The organism is Phytohabitans houttuyneae, from assembly GCF_011764425.1.
Classification (GTDB): Bacteria; Actinomycetota; Actinomycetes; order Mycobacteriales; family Micromonosporaceae; genus Phytohabitans; species Phytohabitans houttuyneae.
In genome coordinates this window covers 1-20,957 of record NZ_BLPF01000001.1, presented here as the reverse complement: position 1 = coordinate 20,957, position 20,957 = coordinate 1, and the positions used below count along the sequence as shown (strand labels likewise).

General features: G+C 72.7%; 17 protein-coding genes. 10 read left to right on the top strand and 7 right to left on the bottom strand.

Features of this window, described 5'->3' with window-relative positions; all coding sequences use genetic code 11:
* The first annotated feature begins 26 nt into the window (after positions 1-26).
* Complete coding sequence (locus Phou_RS00085; RefSeq protein ID WP_173052398.1) at positions 27-1,556, top strand: hypothetical protein; 1,530 nt, start codon at positions 27-29, stop codon at positions 1,554-1,556.
* An 816-nt stretch (positions 1,557-2,372) separates the two neighbouring features.
* On the opposite strand, the gene Phou_RS00080 is transcribed toward Phou_RS00085, so the two are convergent.
* From Phou_RS00080 to Phou_RS00070, 3 genes are all read right to left on the bottom strand, one after another.
* The gene (locus Phou_RS00080) at positions 2,373-3,851 is read right to left on the bottom strand and encodes a glutamate-cysteine ligase family protein (protein WP_173052396.1); all 1,479 of its coding nucleotides are present in this window, start codon (positions 3,849-3,851) and stop codon (positions 2,373-2,375) included.
* A gap of 38 nt (positions 3,852-3,889) precedes the next feature.
* The gene (locus tag Phou_RS00075) at positions 3,890-4,780 is read right to left on the bottom strand and encodes a DMT family transporter (RefSeq protein WP_173052394.1); all 891 of its coding nucleotides are present in this window, start codon (positions 4,778-4,780) and stop codon (positions 3,890-3,892) included.
* Between the two features lie 140 nt (positions 4,781-4,920).
* Positions 4,921-5,577, bottom strand: coding sequence for a hypothetical protein (locus Phou_RS00070; RefSeq protein WP_173052392.1), 657 nt, complete (start codon positions 5,575-5,577; stop codon positions 4,921-4,923).
* 392 nt (positions 5,578-5,969) lie between these two features.
* On the opposite strand from Phou_RS00070, the gene Phou_RS00065 reads away from it, so the two are divergent.
* On the top strand, positions 5,970-7,316 hold the full coding sequence (locus Phou_RS00065; protein ID WP_173052390.1) for an acyl-CoA synthetase: 1,347 nt from the start codon (positions 5,970-5,972) through the stop codon (positions 7,314-7,316).
* On the opposite strand, the gene Phou_RS00060 is transcribed toward Phou_RS00065, so the two are convergent.
* Entirely contained in the window at positions 7,313-8,524 is a 1,212-nt protein-coding gene (locus Phou_RS00060) for an MFS transporter (protein WP_246273086.1), read from the bottom strand. The two genes, Phou_RS00065 and Phou_RS00060, sit on opposite strands and share 4 nt — an antisense overlap.
* 76 nt (positions 8,525-8,600) lie before the next feature.
* On the opposite strand from Phou_RS00060, the gene Phou_RS00055 reads away from it, so the two are divergent.
* The 4 genes from Phou_RS00055 to Phou_RS00040 all read left to right on the top strand — a co-directional run bounded on the left by Phou_RS00055 (position 8,601) and on the right by Phou_RS00040 (position 12,633).
* A complete protein-coding gene (locus tag Phou_RS00055; protein ID WP_246273085.1) occupies positions 8,601-9,578 on the top strand; it encodes a LacI family DNA-binding transcriptional regulator in 978 nt (325 codons plus the stop codon).
* A gap of 112 nt (positions 9,579-9,690) precedes the next feature.
* Positions 9,691-11,487 carry a hypothetical protein gene (locus Phou_RS00050; RefSeq protein ID WP_173052386.1) on the top strand — a complete coding sequence of 599 codons (1,797 nt, stop codon included), beginning with the start codon at positions 9,691-9,693 and terminating at the stop codon, positions 11,485-11,487.
* Positions 11,480-12,034, top strand: a complete 555-nt coding sequence (locus Phou_RS00045) for a hypothetical protein (protein ID WP_173052384.1) — start codon at positions 11,480-11,482, stop codon at positions 12,032-12,034. The genes Phou_RS00050 and Phou_RS00045 overlap by 8 nt, the downstream gene beginning before the upstream one ends.
* 92 nt (positions 12,035-12,126) lie before the next feature.
* Positions 12,127-12,633, top strand: coding sequence for a nucleoside deaminase (locus tag Phou_RS00040; RefSeq protein ID WP_173052382.1), 507 nt, complete (start codon positions 12,127-12,129; stop codon positions 12,631-12,633).
* Between the two features lie 12 nt (positions 12,634-12,645).
* Here Phou_RS00040 and Phou_RS00035 read toward each other — a convergent pair whose 3' ends face one another.
* A complete protein-coding gene (locus Phou_RS00035; protein WP_173052380.1) occupies positions 12,646-13,194 on the bottom strand; it encodes a hypothetical protein in 549 nt (182 codons plus the stop codon).
* A 111-nt stretch (positions 13,195-13,305) separates the two neighbouring features.
* Here Phou_RS00035 and Phou_RS00030 point away from each other — a divergent pair, with 111 nt between their 5' ends.
* Positions 13,306-14,427, top strand: coding sequence for a baeRF2 domain-containing protein (locus tag Phou_RS00030; RefSeq protein ID WP_173052378.1), 1,122 nt, complete (start codon positions 13,306-13,308; stop codon positions 14,425-14,427).
* On the opposite strand, the gene Phou_RS00025 is transcribed toward Phou_RS00030, so the two are convergent.
* Entirely contained in the window at positions 14,400-15,512 is a 1,113-nt protein-coding gene (locus Phou_RS00025) for a glycosyltransferase (protein ID WP_246273707.1), read from the bottom strand. The two genes, Phou_RS00030 and Phou_RS00025, sit on opposite strands and share 28 nt — an antisense overlap.
* A 5-nt stretch (positions 15,513-15,517) precedes the next feature.
* A complete protein-coding gene (locus tag Phou_RS00020; RefSeq protein WP_173052376.1) occupies positions 15,518-16,507 on the bottom strand; it encodes a glucosyl-3-phosphoglycerate synthase in 990 nt (329 codons plus the stop codon).
* Between the two features lie 67 nt (positions 16,508-16,574).
* On the opposite strand from Phou_RS00020, the gene Phou_RS00015 reads away from it, so the two are divergent.
* The 3 genes from Phou_RS00015 to secA2 are packed head-to-tail and all read left to right on the top strand — an operon-like array spanning position 16,575 to position 20,916.
* Positions 16,575-17,528, top strand: coding sequence for a Gfo/Idh/MocA family protein (locus Phou_RS00015; protein WP_173052374.1), 954 nt, complete (start codon positions 16,575-16,577; stop codon positions 17,526-17,528).
* The gene (locus tag Phou_RS00010; protein ID WP_173052372.1) at positions 17,521-18,609 is read left to right on the top strand and encodes a zinc-dependent alcohol dehydrogenase; all 1,089 of its coding nucleotides are present in this window, start codon (positions 17,521-17,523) and stop codon (positions 18,607-18,609) included. The genes Phou_RS00015 and Phou_RS00010 overlap by 8 nt, the downstream gene beginning before the upstream one ends.
* Before the next feature lie 18 nt (positions 18,610-18,627).
* Complete coding sequence (gene secA2 / locus Phou_RS00005; protein ID WP_173052369.1) at positions 18,628-20,916, top strand: accessory Sec system translocase SecA2; 2,289 nt, start codon at positions 18,628-18,630, stop codon at positions 20,914-20,916.
* Positions 20,917-20,957 lie beyond the last annotated feature (41 nt).

Here is a 20,957-nt window from a genome sequence, read left to right as displayed (position 1 = left end):
CGGTCGGTCGACAACGGGGCGGATACGTGACACAGCAAGGCGTTGCGGCACGGCGGGTCACCCTCGATCCCGCCGTGTTCGCGGTCGCGGCGGGCGCTCTCTTCGGCCTGCTGCTGTGGCGCAACCCGGTCACGTTCGGCCGCGTCGTGTACGAGCGCGGTGACTTCGCCGCCAACTCGATCATCACGGCCGACGCGAAGCACTTCGAGCTGCTGGTCGGCAACTACTCGCGGCTCGGCTTCCACCACCCCGGCCCGGCCTTCTTCTACGTGCAGGCCTTCGGCGAGTGGCTCCTCCACGACCTGCTCGGCGTGGTGCCCACCCCGTGGAACGGGCAGTGGGTGGCGCTGCTCGCGCTCAACTCGGTACTCCTCGGCCTCGCCCTCGCCGTCATCCACAGCTGGACCGCCTCGCGGGCCGCGACCGCCCTGTGCGGCGCGGCCGGGATCCTGTACTTCGCCACGCAACCCGCGATCCTCGCGTCGGCGTGGATGCCCGACCTCTACGTCGCGCCGTTCCTGCTCCTGCTCATCGCCGCCGCGTCGGTGGCCGCCGGCCGCGTCGCCCACCTGCCGGTACTCGCGCTCGCGTCGGGCCTGCTGATCCACGGCCACGTGAGCTTCCTGCTCTTCGTCCCGGTGATCGCCGGCGCCGCCGTCGCGGCCGCACTGCGCACCGGCCGCCGCGAGGCATTTCGCGAGGTGCGCACCGCGGTGGCCGTGGCGGCCGCGGTGTGCGGGCTGTTCGCGCTGCCGATCGTGCTCAACCTGCTGCTGCACTGGCCGGGCGAGTTCGCGCGCTACTTCGCCTACAACGGTGGCGGTGGCGGTGGCGTCGGCCCCGCCGACATCGCGCGCTACATGCTGAGCTTCTACGCCTCGCCCACCCCGCTGGCCGCTGTGATCGCCACGCTACTCTTCGCCGCCGCCGCGGCCCTCACCCGCCACCTGCCCGCCGGGCCGCCGCGCCGCTTCCTCACCGCGGGCGTGTGCGCCGCCGCGGTGGCCACGCTCCTCTTCGCCGTGTACGTGACACGCGGCGTCGACGACCTCCGCTTCACCTACGTCGGGCAGTTCAGCCGCGCGGTACCGCTGCTGCTGCTCTGGATCGCGGTGGCCGCCGCCGCGACCTCTCCCGCCGTTCGCCGCCTGCCCGCGCTGGCCGCGGTCTGGGCGGGGCGCCCGGTGGCCGCCTGGCTGGTCGCGGCCGTGGTGATCGGCGCACTCGGCGTGGGCAGCGGCGCGCCAGCGATGCGCAGGCTGCCCGAGCACGTGCCCGACATGCCCGCGGTGATGGCCATCCTGGACCGCTACACAGCCGGCAGCCCCGTGGTGCTCGACGTGCAGCAGGAGGCGTGGCCGGCGCTCACCGCCCTCGTCGTGCACGGCGAGCGCATGGGCCCGCGGGTGTGCACGCGCGATCCGCGGTGGGAGTTCATGGTGACCGAGCGCTACATCTGCACGGCCGACGACCTCGCCGCGGGCCGCGAGCTCCGCCTGACCCCGCTCCCGCCGGCCGGCGCCACCGTCATCACCCCGTGGACGACTCCGTCCTGACCTCCTAGTGCGCCGGCCTGTACCACCGTCGTCGTCGCCGGGTGCAGGCACCGCTCCGGGATCTCGGGCTGTTGATCAGGGAGTTCGTGGGCGTGTCGGTCGGCGATTCGCTCCACGAACTCCCTGATCAATGGTCACCGCACTAAGGGCCTTGATCCGAGGGATTGTGAGCTACCGCGAGGTCCGCGGCGGTCCGGACCGTTGCCCCTGGGCTCGGACCACAACCGTGGGTGGGCTGGCGTTGGCAGCCGGAACCGTTGTCCGGGCCGGCGGGTTGTGTGGCGAGCGGATGCCCTGACCTGCTCCTGTGGCCTCGCCCTCCGCGGGTTGTGTACCTCAACCCGATCTGGCGCCGAGCCCGAGGTCGCGCGCGGCTGGCGGCGCCGGTCCAGGTCGGTGGGAGCCGCTGGCCGTGGAGCCCGACACAGTCACAGGCGGCTGCCCAAGCCACACCCAACGATCGGTACCGGTCCGTGGGCGCATCCGTGCGCCCAGGTCGAGAGCCACTGGCGGCGACCCCCTTGGAAGGTCCGCCGTGGGCAAGGTCGACGCCTCCCGCGATGGCGCTGCACAGTGGACGGACCTCAAGGTCTCTAGACGTTTTCGCGGTCAGGGTGAGGTGCGACCGCTCGTGGTCCGGACCGTTGCGGGGAGACGTGGGGCGCAGCGGGAGGCAATCCCCACTCCGAAAGTCGAGCTGCGCCAGGGGCGACCGCGGAGGGTGAGGCCGCGGGAGCAGCGGTCCGGACCACGGCGGACATCGCGGCAGCTCACATCTTGTTTTGGGTTGGACATTTACCAGACCGCGAAAGGTCTCTACTCCACGGGCCATTCGTGGACCGGGGTGTTTTCGTGCATCAGCGGGATGTAGCGCTGCAGCACCGCGCGCAGTGCGTCGGGCCGCGCCATGTTGCGGTCGTCTTCCAGCAGGTGCAGCGTGTCCGCCTGCCACGTCGCGCCGTTGCGGCCGGTCAGGCAGCGCTGCTCGATGATGGTCAGCAGGCGGTCGCGCTCGGCCGGCTCGACCTCCCACGCGTCCAGGCCCTCGCGGGCGAGGGGCAGCAGCCGCCGCAGCACCAGCTCCGTCACCGGCAGGTAGCCGAGGCCGGGCCAGAAGACCTGCGCGGTGATGCCGTGCCGCGCGCAGGCGTGGAAGTTTTCCTCGGCGGCGCTGAAGCTCATCTGTGACCACAGTGGACGGTCGGAGTCGGCCAGCGTGCGGACCAGGCCGAAGTAGAAGGCACCGTTGGCCACCGTGTCGACGACCGTGGGTCCGGCTGGGAGCACCCGGTTTTCCACGCGCAGGTGGGGGCGGCCGCGGACCACGTCGTAGACCGGGCGGTTCCAGCGGTAGACCGTGCCGTTGTGCAGGCGAAGCTCACCGAGCTGCGGGGTGTCGCCCTGCGCCAGGGTCCGCGCGGGATCGTCGTCGTCGCAGACGGGCAGGAGGGCGGGGAAGTAGCGGACGTTCTCCTCGAAGAGGTCGAAGACCGAGGTCACCCAGCGCTCGCCGAACCACACCCGCGGGCGTACCCCCTGGGCCTTGATCTCCTCGGACCTCGTGTCGGTCGCCTGCTCGAAGAGGGGGATGCGGGTCTCCCGCCACAGCTCCTTGCCGAAGAGGAAGGGCGCGTTGGCGCCGAGCGCCACCTGCACGCCGGCGATGCACTGCGCGGCGTTCCAGTACGCGGCGAACTGCCCCGGGCTCACCTGCAGGTGGAACTGCGTGCTCGTGCACGCCGCCTCCGGCGCGACCGTGTCGGCGGTGACGGCCAGCCGGTCGACGCCGTCGATGCGGATGTCGAGGTCTTCACCGCGGGCGGCGAAGATCTGCTCGTTGAGCAGGGCGTAGCGGGGGTTGGCGGACAGCGACTCCAGCGTGAGGTGGTCGCGCGTGAGGGTGGGCAGGATGCCGATCATCACCATGTGCGCGCCGACCGTGCGGGCCTTCTCCTCGGCGGCGTTGAGACTGTCGCGGACGTGCCGCTCGAAGTCGGCGGTGCCGTCGCCGGTCAGCCGGCGGGGTGCCACGTTGATCTCGACGTTGAACTGGCCGAGCTCCGTCTGGAAGTCGGGGTCGGCGATCGCGGCGAGGACCTCGGCGTTGCGCATCGCGGGCTCGGCCTGCTCGTCGACGAGGTTGAGCTCGATCTCCAGCCCTGTCATCGGCCGCTCGAACTCGAACCGGGACTCGCGCAGCATCTCCGCGAACACGTCCAGGCACTGCCGCACCTTGCGCCGGTACCGGGCACGGTCTTCCCGGCTGAACTCGTGACGCTCCACCTCCGTGCCCATGCGTTTACGGTGGCACGGCGAGGCGCCGGGGGAAAGTGCTACACGAGGGCCGGCTCGCGCTCCTCGGCGAGGTCAGGCTCGCCGAGGGGAGGGAGGGGGTACGACTCGGGCTGGGCGAGCACCACCACGCCCCACGAGGCGACCGCGGCGGCCGCGAGGGCGGCGACCGCTCCGGGGGTACCGCCGATGAACCGCTCCCCGAGCAGGATCATGCCGATGACCGCGGAAGCGATCGGGTTGGCCAGCGTGACGGTGGCCAGCGGCGCGCCGAGGCCGGAGTCGCGGTACGCCATCTGGGACAGCAGCAGCCCGCCGACCGCCATCGCGGCGAGCACCAGCGCGATCGGACTGACCAGGGCCGACAGGCCGTCCTCGCTGGTCCGCAGCGCCACGGTCTGTGTCAGCGCGGAGGCGACGGCGAACGCCACACCCGCCGCGACGGCGTTGAGCAGGCTGCGGGCCACCGGCGGGCGGGCGAGGCGGGCGGCCGCCATCAGCACGGCCACCATCGTCGCCGCGGTGACGGCCAGCGTGGTGGCATCGCGGCCACCAAGCGCCTCGGCACCTGTCACGGGGCTCACCAGCAGCAGGAGCACCACAAGTCCGGCCACCGTGTACCCCGCGCCGCGCCAGTGCCGCATGGAGACCCGGCGGCCGGCGAGCGCCGCGCCCATCGGCAGCGCCAGCACGAGCGTGAGCACTCCCAGCGGCTGCACCAGGGAGAGCGGGCCGAAAGCGAGCGCGGCGACGTGCAGCGCCCCACCGGCCCCGTTGAGACCGACCGCGAACCACCACCGACCCCGGCGCAGTAGCGCCAGGACGGGAATGCGTACAGCCTCGGCGGCCAGTCGCTCCTGCACCACTGCCCCCGCTGCGTACGCCGCTGCTGACGCGATCGCGAAGATCACGGCCAGCGCTACCGCACTCATGAAACGATGATCTCTCGGAAAACGCCTCCTGGCGTCCACCACCGGTTGGTTTGTGCGCTACGTCATGGGCGGTAGGACGCGCGTCACGCCTCCTCCTCAAGAGGGATGCGCGCTGCCCGGTGGTAGGGGATCCGGCCAGGTCAGGCGGGGGTGGCGCGGTCCTGCATCTCCCAGACGTGGTCGAGCACGTGCCAGACGACGCGGCGCACCGCGTACCGCTGGGGCCATTTGGTCTCCGCGCCGGCCCGGGTCGGCTTGCCCAGCAGTGCCAGCAGGTCTGCCCGCACGGCTGCCACCGCCTCCTCGTCGTCGAACGCCGGCTGCTTGTGCTTGATGCCCACCTGCCGCGCGTACGCCACCTCGGCGCCCACCACGTGGTCGAGCATCTTGTCCCGGTCGCGTCCGCCGCCCCGCGGGCCCTTGCGCAGCTCGGCCGGGGACTCGGCGGCGACCTCGGCGAGCAGCTCCCACGCGGCCGTCATCAGCTTGGCGGCGCGGCTGGCCTCGGCCGCCTTCACCGGCTCGCGGTCGCCCGCCGAGATCGTGCTGGGTATCCCGAACTCGGTGCCGCCGTCGCCGGTCAGCCGCTCACGGATCTCGAACGTGTCGCCCGCCGTCTTCGGGAACCGCAGGCCGGCCTTGTCGGCCACCACCGCGTAGCGCGGCTGGTAGTCGGCGAGCGCGGCGAGCGCCTGCTCCTCGGTGCGGGCCGAGCGGCACCACCCGGGCCAGTCGACCGCCCAGACGAAGACCTTCTTCTGCCCGGCCTCCAGGTCGACGACAGTCGGTTTTGCCACTCTGCCTACCTCGCTCCGTCGCTCGGCGCTCGTCCTCCGTCGTGGTCGGGCTCCGTTGCCTCGCGCCTCCCGCTCATGGCCTACCTCGCTCCGTCGCTCGGCGCTCGTCCTCCGTCGTGGTCGGGCTCCGTTGCCTCGCGCCTCCCGCTCATGGCCTACCTCGCTCCGTCGCTCGGCGCTCGTCCTCCGTCGTGGTCGGGCTCCGTTGCCTCGCGCCTCCCGCTCATGGCCTACCTCGCTCCGTCGCTCGGCGCTCGTCCTCCGTCGTGGCTGGACTCCGTTGCCTCGCGCCTCCCGCTCATGGCCTACCTCGCTCCGTCGCTCGGCGCTCGTCCGCCGTCGTGGCCGATCTCGCGCCTCCCGCTCATATCGCCCACCTTAGGGTGTTCCGCATGGAGCTGCTGCCCGCGCTGAGCGGCCATTTCGGAGATCGGCCCGACGCGGTCCGCGTGGGCGACCGCGCGATGTCGTGGGCCGACCTGGCCGGCGCCGCGGGGGCGCTCGCGGACCGGATCGCGGGCGCGCCGGCGGTCGCGGTGACCGCCACGGCCTCGTTCGAGACGATCGTGACGGTGCTGGCCGGCTTGGCGGCGGGCGTCCCGGTCGTGCCCGTCCCGCCCGACTCGGGCCCGATGGAGCGCGAGCACATCCTCCGCGACGCCGGCGCCGCGCTCGTGGAGGGCGTCGACCTGGCGGCCCGCGGCTCGTACACGGCGGGCGGGCCGGGCGACGCCACCGCGCTGATCCTCTACACGAGCGGGACCACGGGCGCGCCCAAGGGAGTGCTCCTGCGCCGCGACGCGATCGCGGCCGGCCTGGACGGGCTCGCGGACGCGTGGGACTGGACCGCCGGCGACACGCTGGTGCACGGCCTGCCGCTGTACCACGTGCACGGCCTCGTGCTCGGCGTGCTCGGCGCCCTCCGCACCGGCTCGCGCCTCGTGCACACCGTGCGGCCCCGCCCCGAGGCGTACGCGGCCGCCCGCGGCTCCCTCTACTTCGGCGTGCCCACGGTCTGGCACCGCGTCGCGTCCGACCCGGCCTCCGCCCGCGCGCTCGCACCCGCGCGGCTGCTCGTCTCCGGCAGCGCGGCGCTGCCCGTGCCGGTCTTTACCAAGCTGCGCGAGCTGACCGGGCACGAGCCGGTCGAGCGGTACGGCATGACCGAAACGCTCATCACGGTCGCCGCCCGCGCCGACGGCGAGCGGCGGCCGGGCCAGGTCGGGCGGCCGATCGCCGGCGTGCAGACCCGCCTTGTCGGCGAGGACGGCGCGCCGGCCCCGCACGACGGCGAGTCCGTGGGCGAGCTGCAGGTGCGCGGGGCGACGCTTTTCAGCGGGTACCTGAACCGGCCCGACGCCACCGCCGCCGCGTTCGCCGAGGACGGGTGGTTTCGCACCGGTGACGTGGCCACGATCGGCCCGGACGGGTGGCACCGCATCGTCGGCCGCTCCTCCACCGACCTCATCAAGAGCGGCGGGTACCGCATCGGCGCGGGCGAGGTGGAGAACGCGCTGCTCGCCCATCCCGCCGTACGCGAGGCCGCCGTCGTCGGCGCGCCCCACGACGACCTGGGGCAGGAGATCGTCGCGTACGTGGTGGCGGACGGCGTCACCGCTGACGAGCTGATCGGCTTCGTGGCCGACCAGCTGTCCGTGCACAAGCGGCCGCGCCAGGTCCGCTTCCTGCCCGAGCTGCCGCGCAACGGCATGGGCAAGGTGCAGAAGCAGCTGCTCTAGGCCTTCGCGGCCTCCACCGGCGCGGCCGCGGGCTCGGCCACCCGCGGCGGGCGGAGGGCGGGCACGAGCGCGAGCGCCGGCACGATCAGCAGCGGCACGATGAGCAGCGCGCGCAGGACGCCCACCCGGTCGCCGAGCAGGCCGACCAGCGGCGGGCCGGCCAGGAAAGCCGTGTAGCCGATCACGGCCACCACGCTCACCCGCGCCGGTGCCCGGCTCTCCTCGTCGGCCGCCGCGCTCATCCCGACCGGGAATCCGAGGCACGCGCCCACACCCCACAGCGCCACGCCGGCGAGGGCGAGGGCGAGCGAGTCCGCGTACACCGTGACGGCCGCACCCGCGGCCGCGAACGCCATCGTCACCCACAGCACCTTCAGCCGGCCCCACCGGTCGAGCGCGACGGTGCCGACCGTGCGCCCCACGGTCATCGCCGCCACGAACACGCCGAAGCTCGCCGCGCCCGCCGCCTCGCTCACCCCGTGCCCGTCGACGAAGGCGACCGCGAGCCAGTCGTTGGCCGTACCCTCCGTGAACGCCATCACCAGCACCAGCAGCCCGATGAGGACCGTGCGCGGCTCGCGCCAGGCGGCGAGCAGGCCGCCACCCTTCGCGGTGCGCTCCTCCTCGGCCCGCTCGTCCGGCAGGAAGTAGCGGATCGCGGCCAGCGTGCCTCCACCCACGATCACCGCCATCGACGCCAGGTGCGCCGCGATCGGCACGTCGAGGCGGGCCGCGGCGGCACCGATGCCGGCGCCGGCGACGGTACCCAGGCTCCAGGCCGCGTGGAAGCGCGGCATGATCGTGCGTCCCAGCAGGCGCTCGACGGCGGCCGCCTCGACGTTCATCGCGACCTCGCAGCAGCCCGCGCCGAACCCGATCGCGAACAGTCCCACCCCGACGGCCGGGATCCAACCCCAGGTGCCCGCGGCCACGCCGGCCAGCACGAGGCCGGCGGCCATGGACACGCCGGCGGTGGCGACGGTACGCGCGGCGCCCAGCCGGTGCGCCACCATCCCTGCCGCCGGCAGCGCCAGCACCGCGCCCGCGGAGAGCGTCAGCATCAGCAGGCCGAGCTGTCCGGCGGTGAGGTCGAGCGCGTCCTTGGCGGCCGGCACGCGTGCGAACCACGACGCGACCGCCAGCCCGTTGAGGCCGAAGACGGCGGCGACCCCGTTGCGGGCGGCGATGACGTAGCGGGGTGGTGGCACGGTCGCTCCTTTCACGCGATTGATGCATCACATCCCTGAGAGCGTTCTCACCTCAAGCGGGTGCATGATTTCTCTCATGCCACCAACCCTGGACGACGTCGCCCGCGCGGCCGGCGTCTCCCGTTCCACGGCGTCCCGCGTCCTGGCCGGCTACGGCCCCGCGTCGCCAGCCGCGCGCGACCGCGTCCGGGCTGCCGCGGACCAGCTCGGGTACGCCCCCGACCAGGTCGCCCGCGCCCTCGTGACCGGCGCCGGCTACCGCCTCGTCGTCGCGATCGCCGGCGCCAGCCCCGCGGTGCTCGACGACCCGTACGTCGACCGCGTGGTCCGCTCCGCCGCCGCGACGGGCGCGCCGCACGACGTCGGGGTGTCGCTCGTGTGGCTCCCGCTGGACGACCCGGCCCCGCTGCTGCGCCGGCTGGCCGAGGACCGCGGGGTACGCGGCCTGGTCATCGCCAACACCACCGACGCGGTCCTCGCCGCGCTGCCGCCCGCGCTCGCCGGCCGGGTGGCGTCGATCGGCGTCGGCTCGCGCGAGATCCCGTCGTTCGACGTGGACAACGGCGGCGCCACCACCGCCATGATCCACCACCTCTACGCGGCCGGCCGCCGCCGCGTCGCCATGGTCACCGGCCCGCGCTGGATGCCGTGCACGCAACGCCCGATCGACGCGTACCGGGACGCCGCGGGCGAGGCGGGCATGCCGGTACGCCTGGTGCCGGGCGACTTCACCGCCGCCTCCGGCCGCGCCGCCGCCGCCCGGATCCTGGACCGCTGGCCGGACACGGACGCCGTGTTCGCCACGAGCGACGCGATGGCCCTCGGCGCGATCGCCGCCCTGCGCGCGCGTGGCCTGGACGTGCCGGGCGACGTGGCGGTGGCCGGCTTCGACGACATCCCGTTCGCCGCGCTGAGCCTGCCGTCCCTGACCACGGCGACCCACCCGGTCGAGCGGATCGCGGCGGGGGCCGCGACGGCCGTGATCGCCGGCGCCCGCACATCCCCACCGGTGACGGCGTACGCATCCCACGTGGTAGCCCGCGAGACCGCCTAGCTTCGCGCTGGTCGCGGCCGCGTGCGCCAAAACCGGGTGAGTGGTACCGGTCCGCCGTTGGTAGGTTGCATTGGTACATGTGCACCAATCAGCGGATGGCTCCGGAGGTGGTATGCCGCGGATCGTGGCAGCCTCCGCGGGGACGGTGCGGCACCTGACCCGGATCGTGGCCGTGCTTGTCGCCGCCGCGACGAGCGTGTTGCTATGGCGATTGGACGTGCCGGCGCCGGCGGCCAAGGCCGAAGTGGTGTGGCAGGTCGGTCTCGGATCGTTCTCCGCGCTGCTGACGGCATTGACCATCGTCTTCGCTGTCACGGTGACGCCGCAAACGCGTTGGCCATCGTTCGGAGACCTCGTCGGGGCGATCGCCGTTACATCCTGGCTGGCGGTGGCGTTGGTAGCTATTCTCTCGGCGGCATCGGGCGACATCTACGACGTGCGCGGACTGACGATCGTGGGCGTCGTCTTCACCGTCGTCCAGCTGGCGTTCGGGCTGGACACGCTCCTGGCGCTCATGCGGTTCCGGTCGGCCGCCGGTCGCCGGAACATTCTGATGGGGCTCGCCACCCGAAGAATGCATCGGGCGGCGTCGCGCGCCGGCCAGTCCCATTGCGCCCGGCATGACCAGGTCTCCGATCTCATGGAGGAGATCGAGTACGCGATCAACCGCAACGACGTGGCGGAGATCGCCGCACGCGCACACGAGATCGTCGACGGATGGCCGATGGACCGGACCGTCCGTCAGGCCCGCTTCCGGCTGGCCTTGCAGGCACATCTGCTGGAGCGGTTGGGCCGGTCGGTCTTGTACGAGGCGTTGAGTTCCGGGGCGATCCGCAACGCGGTGCCGCCGCTGGTGCAGGGCGCACTCCACACAAGCTGGCAGCTCAGCGTCCTGTCCGTCCGGTCGCGCGGCGCCGCGCGTCGAGACGAGGTGCCGGCTGCCGTGGCACTCGGTCACATCTGCCGCATTCTCGGGTGGCTGCGACAGAGCGCCCACGAGCGCCTGCAACACAGTCCAGACGACGCGGGCAGCCGCCAGGTGGTGAACACCCTCGGCCAAGCTCGGGTCCGAATCGTCAAGTTTGTCGATCCGGATCCGCCCGGATTCGTCCGAGGACCGAAGGATCCCTGGCCGGATGGCTTCACTGACCCGTTGGCCGCACTGCTGTGGCTGTCCGCCCTGACCGACTTCGGGGGCAGCGATATCGGCAGCGGCCTCTACATTTTCTGTGAGGTCCTGACGGGAGAGAAGTTCGACGGCAACTACTGGCACGGCGACTGTGTCTTCACCGAGATCCAACGGCGGGTCGGCCGAACCGGTCATCCCCTGCTCCGCTCGTGCGGCGGTCTCGGCAACATCAGCCTCGAGCTGGCCGCGGGGGTGATCGCCGGACTGCGCAACCGCCGGTTCATCCCGCCGGCGGGCTGGGATGACGACCCGGACTTCACCATCGACCGGCGCTACCTGCGTGCCCAGGTGAGCGTGTTCGCCACCTACGACTGCCTGCGCACCGCCGAGGCGGCCACCGACTGGATGGCGCAGGCCCTGACGAGCGCGCCGACCCAGCCCAGCCTCGGAAAGCTGGTCCGCGAGGCGCATCGTGGATACCGCGAGCCCAGCATTCTCCCGCTGCGCGACCTGGGCGAACGGCCCGCCGCGGTCACTCTCGCCGCGTTGTGCCGCCTTGCGTTCCACCGGCCACGGCAGGCGGAGTCGCTGGCGCGCCAGCTTCCTCCATCGCTGCTGGCAGGTGCTCTGCAGCACGCCAGGTTCGTGTTCAGCGACGAGGGCACGGGCGAACCGGTCATGCTGACCTGGTCTCCGGCCAGACAGCGACGGCTCGGCACCCGGCGCAGCCAGGAGCGGGAGCTGCTGGGAATCGTCAGGGAGTTGCTGGCCGATGCCTGATGCCCTCGATCTCGCCGCCTGGAGGCGGGCCGCCGAGCAGGTGTCTCGAGCGGCGAACGTGTCGATCGTGCAGCTCGCGAGCCGGTGGTATGGCGATCCGGCCTGGGCGGCGGTCCGTGACGACCTGGATCTGGCGGTGTTCCGGTGGTTGCTGCGCGGGCGACCCGGCCGCGTCCGCCGGTTGCTGCTCTACGACCCGCCCAGCGATCCGGCGAGCAGGCCGCCGGACTACGAGCAGGCCAAGGCGGAACACAATCGGTGGGTGACGCGGGTGCGCCGCCAGCTCGCCGCGTTGGGCGCGCCCAGCAGCGCGGGACCGGGCGCCGTGCGCGGTCAGGACTATCGGGTCGGTCTCGTGATCCTGCCGCGGGCCGGGCGCTCACCGACGCTCGACCTGCCCGACGGGATCTGGCTCGACAGCGCTCCGCCGGCTGCCTTCGACAGGGTCTGGCAAGCGCCGGGGAAGATCCCGCTTGATCCACACGAGGCGACGATCATCGGGCCGTACAGCGACCGAAGTCCACTCTGGGTCGGCAGCCAGACATGAACGCCCAGCGGCAGTGGTGCGCGGATCGCACGTAAGATCGCGATGTATCCCGTGGGTCGCCCCCGTCGTGTCGTCCAGAGAGGGTTGGCCTGATGCCTGACGCGCTCGGTGTCACCGATCGGCAGTTTCTCGCGCGCGCGATCGAGATTTCCCGCCAGGCGCTAGAGCTGGAGGGCAAGACGCCCTTCGGCGCCGTGGTGGTCGTGGCCGGCGAGATCGTGGGGGAAGGCACGAGCAGCGTCATGGAGCTGCGCGATCCCACCGCGCATGCCGAGGTCATGGCTTTACGCCACGCAGGCAGCACGTTGGGGCGTCATCTCTTCGAAGATGGGGTGATGTACTCGAGCAGCGAGCCCTGTCCGATGTGTCTCGCCGCGTGCTACTGGGCCCGCGTTCCCCGCGTCGTCTTCGGTGCCACCAGCCATGACGTCGCCACCTACGGCTTCGAGGACCTTCAGTTCTACCGGGAGCTCGGCGTCCCGAGCGAACGGCGATCTTTGCGTGCGGACTTCGCCGGCCCGACGTCTCAGGCTCAAGCGGTCGACGTGTTGCGCGACTGGGCCGAGCGGCTGCCGGGACCGCTGGTCCCGAAGTTGTAGGGACGTCGCTGGTCAGGTCAGGGCGGTGCACCCCGCTACCACGGTGAAGACGACGATGCCCAACACGGCCTGGGTGAGCAGGGCGGGGCCCAGGTGGGACCAGAGCGTCGGCGTGCGCGGGGTCAGCAGTTGGGCGGTCGTCAGGTTGACGATCCGTTCGACGCGGGGTGGGAGGTCCGGGTCCTTCTGGCGGCGAACGGTCACCTGCACGTGGTCGCGGGGTTCCAGCGCGCTTTGCGGCAGGTGGCCGTGGATTTCCATTTCGCACAGGACGCCGTCGGTGGCGCGGATTCGCATCGGGGTGACGAGGTATTCGGGGCCCTTTTTCAGCTCTTTCCACTTGCGCCCGCCGCCGGCGCCGGAACCGGCGCGCAGGACGGCCAGGACCACCTTGGAGAGCAGGCGGGCCACGCCGGCGGCCGCCAGCACCGCGACAAGGATGGGCTGGCCCACCTTGATCTCGCGGGAGTAGCCGCCCTCCAGCTTCACCACGTGCCCGTTGATGATCGGGCCTTGCCGGCGCGCCACGGGGTCGGGGAAGAGCTCCCGGTCCCAGGTCATGAGAGTCCTACCGATTGTTTATCGCGCAAGTACTCAGCGTATCGACAAACGCGCATTCTCACGAGAGGGCGGCGGGTGAGTGAATGCCTTCTCATGGGGTATGGCCACGCTATGGATCTCTCATTCCTGCGCCCGCTCTACTCGCATCCCGGGCCGTGGGCGTCGGCCTACATGGACGCCACCCCGGACACCGCGGACGCCGCGCGGGCGTTGGGCCTGCGCTGGCGTGGGCTGCGGGAGAGCCTCGCCGGCCAGGGCGTGGGCCCCGCCGTCCTCGCCGCGATGGACCAGGCCCTGGACGGGGTACCGGCCGAGCCTGACCGCCGCGGGATCGCGATGTTCGCCTCCGAGGCCGCCCCGGACGACGTGACCGTCGAGCGCCTGCCCACGCGTCCCCGCGTCGACCTTGCCCGCTACGGCGTCCTGCCACACTCGATGCCCCTCGTCGCCCAGCGCGGCGAGGAGGTCGGGTGGCTGCGCGTGGTCGCGGACCGTACCGGCGGCGAGGTGACCGCGTTCGACGCGGGCGGGGTGCGTCCCACCGCGAGCGAGACCGTGCGGGGGCGTGAGTCGTACCCGATCCGCAAGGTCAAGCCGGGTGGCTGGTCGCAGGCGCGGTACCAGCGCGAGGCCGAGACCTCGTGGCGGCGCAACACGGGCGACGTGGCCGCCGCCACCGCGGACCTCGCCGACGCGATGGGGCCGGACGTGCTGGTCCTGGCCGGCGACGTGCGGGCCCGGCAGCTCCTGCTGGAGCAGCTGCCCAAGCGGTGGCGCGAACGTGCGGTGGTGACCGACGCCGGCACCCGGGCCGACGGCGCCGACCCCGAGCCGCTGGACGACGCGACGACGATCGCGGTGGCGGAGGTGGCGGACCGGCGTACCCGGGACGCCGTGGACCGCTTCGGCGCGCAGGCGGGCGTCGGCAACGGGCTCGCCGCGGTCGTCACCGCGCTGCAGCGCGAGCAGGTCGAGGCGATGCTGATCGTGGACGACCCGTCGTCGACCGACGAGCTGTGGATCGGGCCGGAGGCGGCGCAGGTCGCGGTCGACCCGGCGCAGCTGCGCGGGATGGGCGTGGAGGAGCCGGTGCGGGTACGCGCCGACGCCGCCCTCGTCCGTGCCGTGGCCGGTGCCGGGGCCGACCTGGTGCTGGTCGGCCCCGACGACGCGGACCTGCGACACGGTGTCGGCGCGGTGCTGCGTTACACCGACGCGAGCACCGTGCGGTAGAGCTCCAGGTAGCGGGCCGCCATCATCGCGGGCGTGAAGCGGGTGGCGGCCTCCCGCATGCACTCGGCGGGGTCCAGCTTCGTCGCCGCCTCCAGCAGGTCGGGCAGCTCGCCGTCGTCCTCGGTCAGGAAGCCGGTACGGCCGTGGTCGACAAGCTCGGGCAGGCAGCCCATCGACAGGCCGACGACCGGGGTGCCGAGCGCGAGCGCCTCGACCACGAACGTGCCGCCCGGCTCCGACCACCGCAGCGGCGCCAGCACCGCCCGCGCGCTCGCCACGAGGTCGTCGCGGGCCGGCGGGCGTACCGTGCCGAGCCAGCGGACCCGGTCACCGTCCACATAGGGCTCGACCTTGTCCCGGTAGTACGCCACGTCGGGGTTGTCCGAAGTGGACACGGCGGCCAGGTCCGCGGGGGAGTGGTACGGACCCACCGGCCCCGCGAGGACGAGGTCGAAGCCGTGCTCGTGGGCCAGCCGCACGCCGACGTCCTGCCCCTTGCCGGGCGTGATCCGGCCGAGGATCACCACGTGGTCGCCCTTCTGCGGCGGCTGCCGCCGGTCGGCGCCCTCGGCGAGCGGGGTGGCCAGGTACACGTGGCCGATCGCGTGCGCCCGCAACGCCTCCGGCGCGCGGGACACCTGGTCCGCGGAGACGCCGTTGACCCACACCCGCCCGCCGCCGTCGAACGTGCCGTACAGCTCGGGGTGCTTGTGCAGGTCCCAGTGCAGCGTGTGCAGCACCGGCGGGTCGTCCGGGCCGAGCGCGGCGAGCGTGGCCAGCCCCGCCGCCTCCACGTGATCGTGCACCAGGTCGATGTCGCCGCGCTCGCGCACCGCGCGCACGACCGCGTGCTGGTGCGCCGGCACGACGCCGTTGACCTGGTTGTACGGGCGTTGCAGCTGCCGGAACTGCCCCTCCGGGAAGACCGTGACGAGGCCGTCCACGTCCAATGTGGAGGTACCGACGCTGGCGAGCACCACCTCGACGCCCAGCTCGCGCAGCGGGGGCACGAGCGTGGCGACGATGTTCTCGATGCCGCCGTAGCCGTCCGGCGGTACGGACAGCCACGGGCCGGCGTTCATCATGACCTTCACGAGACGACCCGCAGCTGGGCCAGCGGCGGACGCTCACTGACCGCGACGTCGTGCACGACGACCTCGCGGTCCAGCCCCGGCAGCGCCTGCGCACCACCGCGCCGGAACTGGGTCAGCGCGCCCGACGGCGGCTCGGGGTCGGGCACGATGCCCTGGCGGTGCAGGCGGGACCACGCGGTGTAGAGGATCTGCGCGGACATCCGCCCGAGCGCCTCGGTGCTCTGGTGGCGGTGGTGGCGCTCGCCGAGGTCCACCTGGGCGAGCGCGTCCAGGCCGACGGTCTCCAGCAGGTCGATGAGCATGGCCAGCTCGACGCCGTACCCGGAGACGAAGGGGAGCTGTTCGAGCACGTCGCGGCGGCCGGCGTACTCGCCGGCGAGGGGCTGTACGAAACCGGCCAGCTCAGGCCAGCAGAGGTTGAGCAGCGGGCGGGCCATGAGCTCGGTGACCCGGCCGCCGCCGTCACGTTCGGTGTCGGCGGAGGATTCCAGGGGGCGGTGGTAGAAGCCTTTGACGTAGACGACGGAGGGATCGGTGAGCAGGGGGCCGAGCAGCCCGGTGACGAAGTGCGGCTGGAACTCGCGCAGGTCGGCGTCGATGAACGCCACGATGTCCCCGCGTGCGGCGGCGAGGCCGGCCCACAGCGCGTCGCCCTTGCCCTCCAGGCGGGGCAGGCCCCGTGTCAGCTGGTCCTGGTCGACGACGCGCGCGCCGGCCTCGCCCGCGACGCGCGCGGTCGCGTCGCAGGAGCGGGAGTCGACGACGATGACCTCGTCGACGAGCGGGAGGCGCTCGACGAGGTGCCGGCGGATCGTACGGACGATCTCACCGACCGTTTCCTGTTCGTTGCGGGCAGGCAGCACGACGGATACCGCGCTGGACCCTTTGGCCCGGACCAGATCTCGGGATTTCCACTGTCTCGCGGTGCTGGTCCGGTAAGCGGACCAAGCCTCCACCACAGGGCTCACCGAAAGCGGATGCCACATGGCGCGTGGTTTCCCAAAGATCGGGTATCCAACCGCGGCGAAAGATCGGCGTTGGGAGCCACAACAAATGGGTACAAGGTGCGCCATTGCGATCGTAGGGGCGGGCAATGTGGCCCGGCGGCACGCGAGCGTCCTGGCCGGATTCTCCGACGTGCGCCTGGTGGGTGTGACCGACGTGGTGCCCGACGCGGCCGGCGCCCTCGCCGCCGAGTACGGCGCGCTCGCGTACCCGGACGTGGCCGCGGTGGTCGACGCCGAGCCCGACGCCGTGTACGTCTGCGTGCCGCCCTTCGCGCACGGCCCGGCCGAGGAGGCGGTGCTGGCGGCGGGGCTGCCGATGTTCGTGGAGAAGCCGCTCGCCGTCGACCTCGCCACCGCCGAGCGGATCGCGCCGCTCGCCGAGCGGGTGGTGACCGCCGTGGGGCTGCACTGGCGGTACCTGGACGCCGTCGAACGGGCCCGCGCGCTGCTCGCCGGCCGCGAGGTGCGCCTGGTCACCGGCAGCTGGCTGGACAAGGTGCCGCCGGTCGACTGGTGGGTGCGGCGGGAGTCCTCCGGCGGGCCGGTGGTCGAGCAGGCCCCGCACGTCCTCGACGTCATGCGGCTGCTGGCGGGCGAGGTCGCGCAGGTGCACGCGGTGGGCGGCGGCCGGCCGGCGGTGGAGGGTGCCGACGTGGACGCCGCCACCGCCGCCATGCTGCGGTTCGAGAGCGGCGCGCCGGGCACGCTGACCACGACCTGCGTGCTGGGGTGGAAACACCGGGCCTCGGTCGAGGTCTTCGCGGACGGCCTCGCCATCTCGGTGGGCGAGGACGGCCTTCTGGTACGGGACGGGGAGGCCGAGCACCGCTACCCCGGCGACCCGGCCGCGGCGCGGGTGGCGGTGGACCGGGCGTTCGTCGACGCGGTGCTGGGTGTGGCCGACGACGTGCGGGTGCCGTACGCCGAGGCGCTGCGCACCCACCGTCTCGCCGCGGCCGTCGCCCGCTCGGCGGTGATCGGGGAGGCCGTCGGTGTCTGACCGGGTCATCGTCGTCGCCGGCCCCGAGCGGGTCGAGATGGTCGAGGAGGAGCCGGCGCCGGTACGGGGCGGCACGTTCCGCGTCTCGACGCTCTACAGTGGAGTATCGGCGGGCACCGAGCTGAGCTACGTCAAGGGCACCAACCCCATGCTCTCCGCGCGATTCGACACCGACCTCGGGCTGTTCCGCGACGGCGAGCCGGCGCAGGGGTACCCGGTGACCCGCCTCGGCTACATGGAGGTCGGCCGGGTCACCGAGTCGGCCACGCCGGCGGTCGCCGAGGGCACGGTCGTCGCGATGGCGTACGGGCACCGCACCGGCTACCTCGCCGACCCGCTCGTGGACCGGTTCGTGCCACTCCCGCCCGACCTCGACCCCATGCTGGGCGTCTACGTGGCGCACGCCGGCCCCATCTGCGCCAACGGGCTGCTGCACGCCGCGGCGGACGCCTTCGGGCCGGCGGTGCGCGACCTCGGCGACGGCGTGCGGGGACGGCGTGTCGCCGTGATCGGCGCCGGCATGATCGGTCTGCTGACCGCGGCGTTCGCCGTCCGCCACGGCGCGGAGTCGGTGCTCGTACTCGATGAGACGTCGCGGCGCCGGGCGGTCGCGGAGGCCCTCGGTTGTGCGGTGCTGGACCCGGCCGCCGGCGACCCGGCGGTCGCCGTCAAGAGCGCGTGGCGGCGGGGGCCGGGCGACCGTGGCGCGGACGTCGTCTTCCAGTGCCGGGGGCGGGCGTCGGCGCTGCACCTCGCGATGCGCCTGCTGCGGCCGCAGGGGACGGTGGTCGATCTGGCGTTCTACCAGGGCGGGGCGGGGGAGGTGCGGTTGGGGGAGGAGTTTCACCACAACGGACTTTCGGTGCGCTGCGCGCAGATCGGGCGCGTCCCGCGCGGGCTGGCGGCCGCCTGGGACCGCGAGCGGCTCTCCGGCGAGACGATATCGATGCTCCGCGAGTGCGGCGAGGGGATCATGCGGCACGTGGTGACCGCGGTGGTCCCGTTCGACAAGGGCCCTGAGCTGCTGCGCGACCTCGCTCGGCGTGCGCGGCAGGAGGTGGCGACGATCTTGGAAGTTTGAATAGTACCGTTGCGCACCATGGGTGTGTCGCAGCGGTTGAAAAGCAGGATGCAGCGCTTCCTCCAGCGCCCGGGCACGACGGTCGACCTCGGCCCGCTGGAAAAGCTGCTCCCCAAGATCAGTAGTCGCGCGGAGGAGCTGGCCGACCTCAGCGACTCTGAGCTGACCGAGGCGGCCGGCGAGGCCACCGACTACGTCGACATCTGTGCGTACGGGCGGGAGGCGGCCCGGCGCGGGCTCGACCAGACGCCGTACGACGTGCAGCTGCTCGGCGCGATGGCGCTGCTGTCCGGCAAGGTCGCCGAGATGGCCACCGGTGAGGGCAAGACGCTGACCGCCGCCATCGCCGCGTACGGGCACGTGCGCCGCGGCAAGGGCCCGGTCCACGTGATCACCGTCAACGACTACCTGGCCCGCCGCGACGCCCTCTGGATGGCCCCGGTGTACCGCCTGCTCGGCCTCACCGTCGGCTGGGTCACCGAGTCCTCCACCCGCGACCAGCGCCGCGCCGCCTACGGCAACGACGTCACCTACGTGTCGGTCAGCGAGGCCGGCTTCGACTACCTGCGCGACCAGCTGGTCACCGACATCGACGACCGGGTGCAGCGCGACCTGGCCTGCTGCATCGTCGACGAGGCCGACTCCATCCTCATCGACGAGGCCCGCGTGCCGATGGTGCTGGCCGGCACCGTGGCCGGCGAGCAGGACCCGGTGCACCAGGCCGCCACCCTGGTCAAGGGCCTGGTCAACAAGCGCCACTACGAGATCGCCGACGACGGCCGGTCGGTCGCGCTCACCGACCGCGGCCTGCAGGCCGTCGAGGCCAAGCTGGGCGGCATCGACCTGTACGCGGACGAGAACGTCGAGCAGCTCTCCGCCGTCAACGTCGCCCTCCACGCCGAGGCGCTGCTGCACCGCGACGTCGACTACATCGTGCGCAACGGCGCGGTCGAGCTGGTCGACGAGATGCGCGGCCGGGTGGCGCAGCGCCGCCGCTGGCCGGACGGGCTCCAGGCGGCCGTCGAGGCCAAGGAGGGGCTCAACGCCACCGCCGAGGGCGAGGTGCTCGACACGATCACCGTGCAGGCGTACATCGCGCTGTACAAGACGCTGTGCGGCATGACCGCCACCGCGGTGCTGGTCGGCAACGAGCTGCGCGAGTTCTTCAAGCTCGAGGTCGCGGTCATCCCGCCGAACACGCCCTGCATCCGCGTGGACGAAGAGGACCGCATCTACGCCACCCGGGCCGAGAAGGACGAGGCGCTGATCGAGGAGATCCGCGAGGCCCACGAGACGGGCCGCCCGGTGCTGGTCGGCACGCTCGACGTCAAGGAGTCCGAGCAGCTCGCCACCGGTCTGACCGCCGCCGGCATCCCCTGCGTCGTGCTCAACGCCAAAAACGACGAGGAAGAGGCGGCGATCATCGCCGAGGCCGGCACGCACGGCGCGGTGACCGTCTCCACCCAGATGGCCGGCCGCGGCGTCGACATCCGCCTCGGCGGCAGCGACCAGGCCGACTACGACCGCATCGCCGAGCTGGGCGGCCTCTACATCATCGGCTCCGGCCGCCACGACAGCCGCCGCGTCGACGACCAGCTCCGCGGCCGCTCCGGCCGGCAGGGCGACCCGGGCAGCTCGGTCTTCTTCGTGAGCCTTGAGGACGAGCTCGTCGTCCGGCACGCGCCCGAGCTGATCCCCGCCTCCCCGAAGATGTACGCGGACGGCAAGGTGCAGGACGACGCGGTGACGTACGCGGTGGAGCACGCCCAGCGCGTCGCCGAGGGCGTCAACCACGAGATCCACCGCAACACCTGGCGGTACAGCGTGGTGATCGAGCAGCAGCGCATCGCGCTGGCCGAGCGCCGCGAGCGCCTGCTCACCACCGACGTCGCCGCCGACCTGCTGCGCGACCGCTTCCCGGAGGAGACCGAGGAGCTGGACGACGAGCTGCTGTCGCGGGTGGGCCGCTCGATCGCGCTGTACCACCTCGACCGCCTGTGGGCCGAGCACCTGGCCGAGCTCAACGAGGTGCGCGAGGGTGTGCACCTGCGCGCGCTGGGGCGGCTCGACCCGCTGGACGAGTTCCACCGCTCGGCGGTGCCCGCGTTCAACGACCTCTTCCCGAAGATCGAGGAGCGGACGCTGGAGACCTTCGAGTCGATCGAGGTCACCGAGGACTGGGAGCCGGAGGCGGCCACACTGGTGCGGCCGTCGGCGACCTGGACGTACCTGGTGCACGACAACCCGTTCGGCTCCGAGCTGGACCGGCTCATCTCGGCGGTTGGTCGGCGCCTGACGTCCCGCTGAGGTTTCCTTTTCGTATGACTGAGCACTTCAACGTCGTCGTG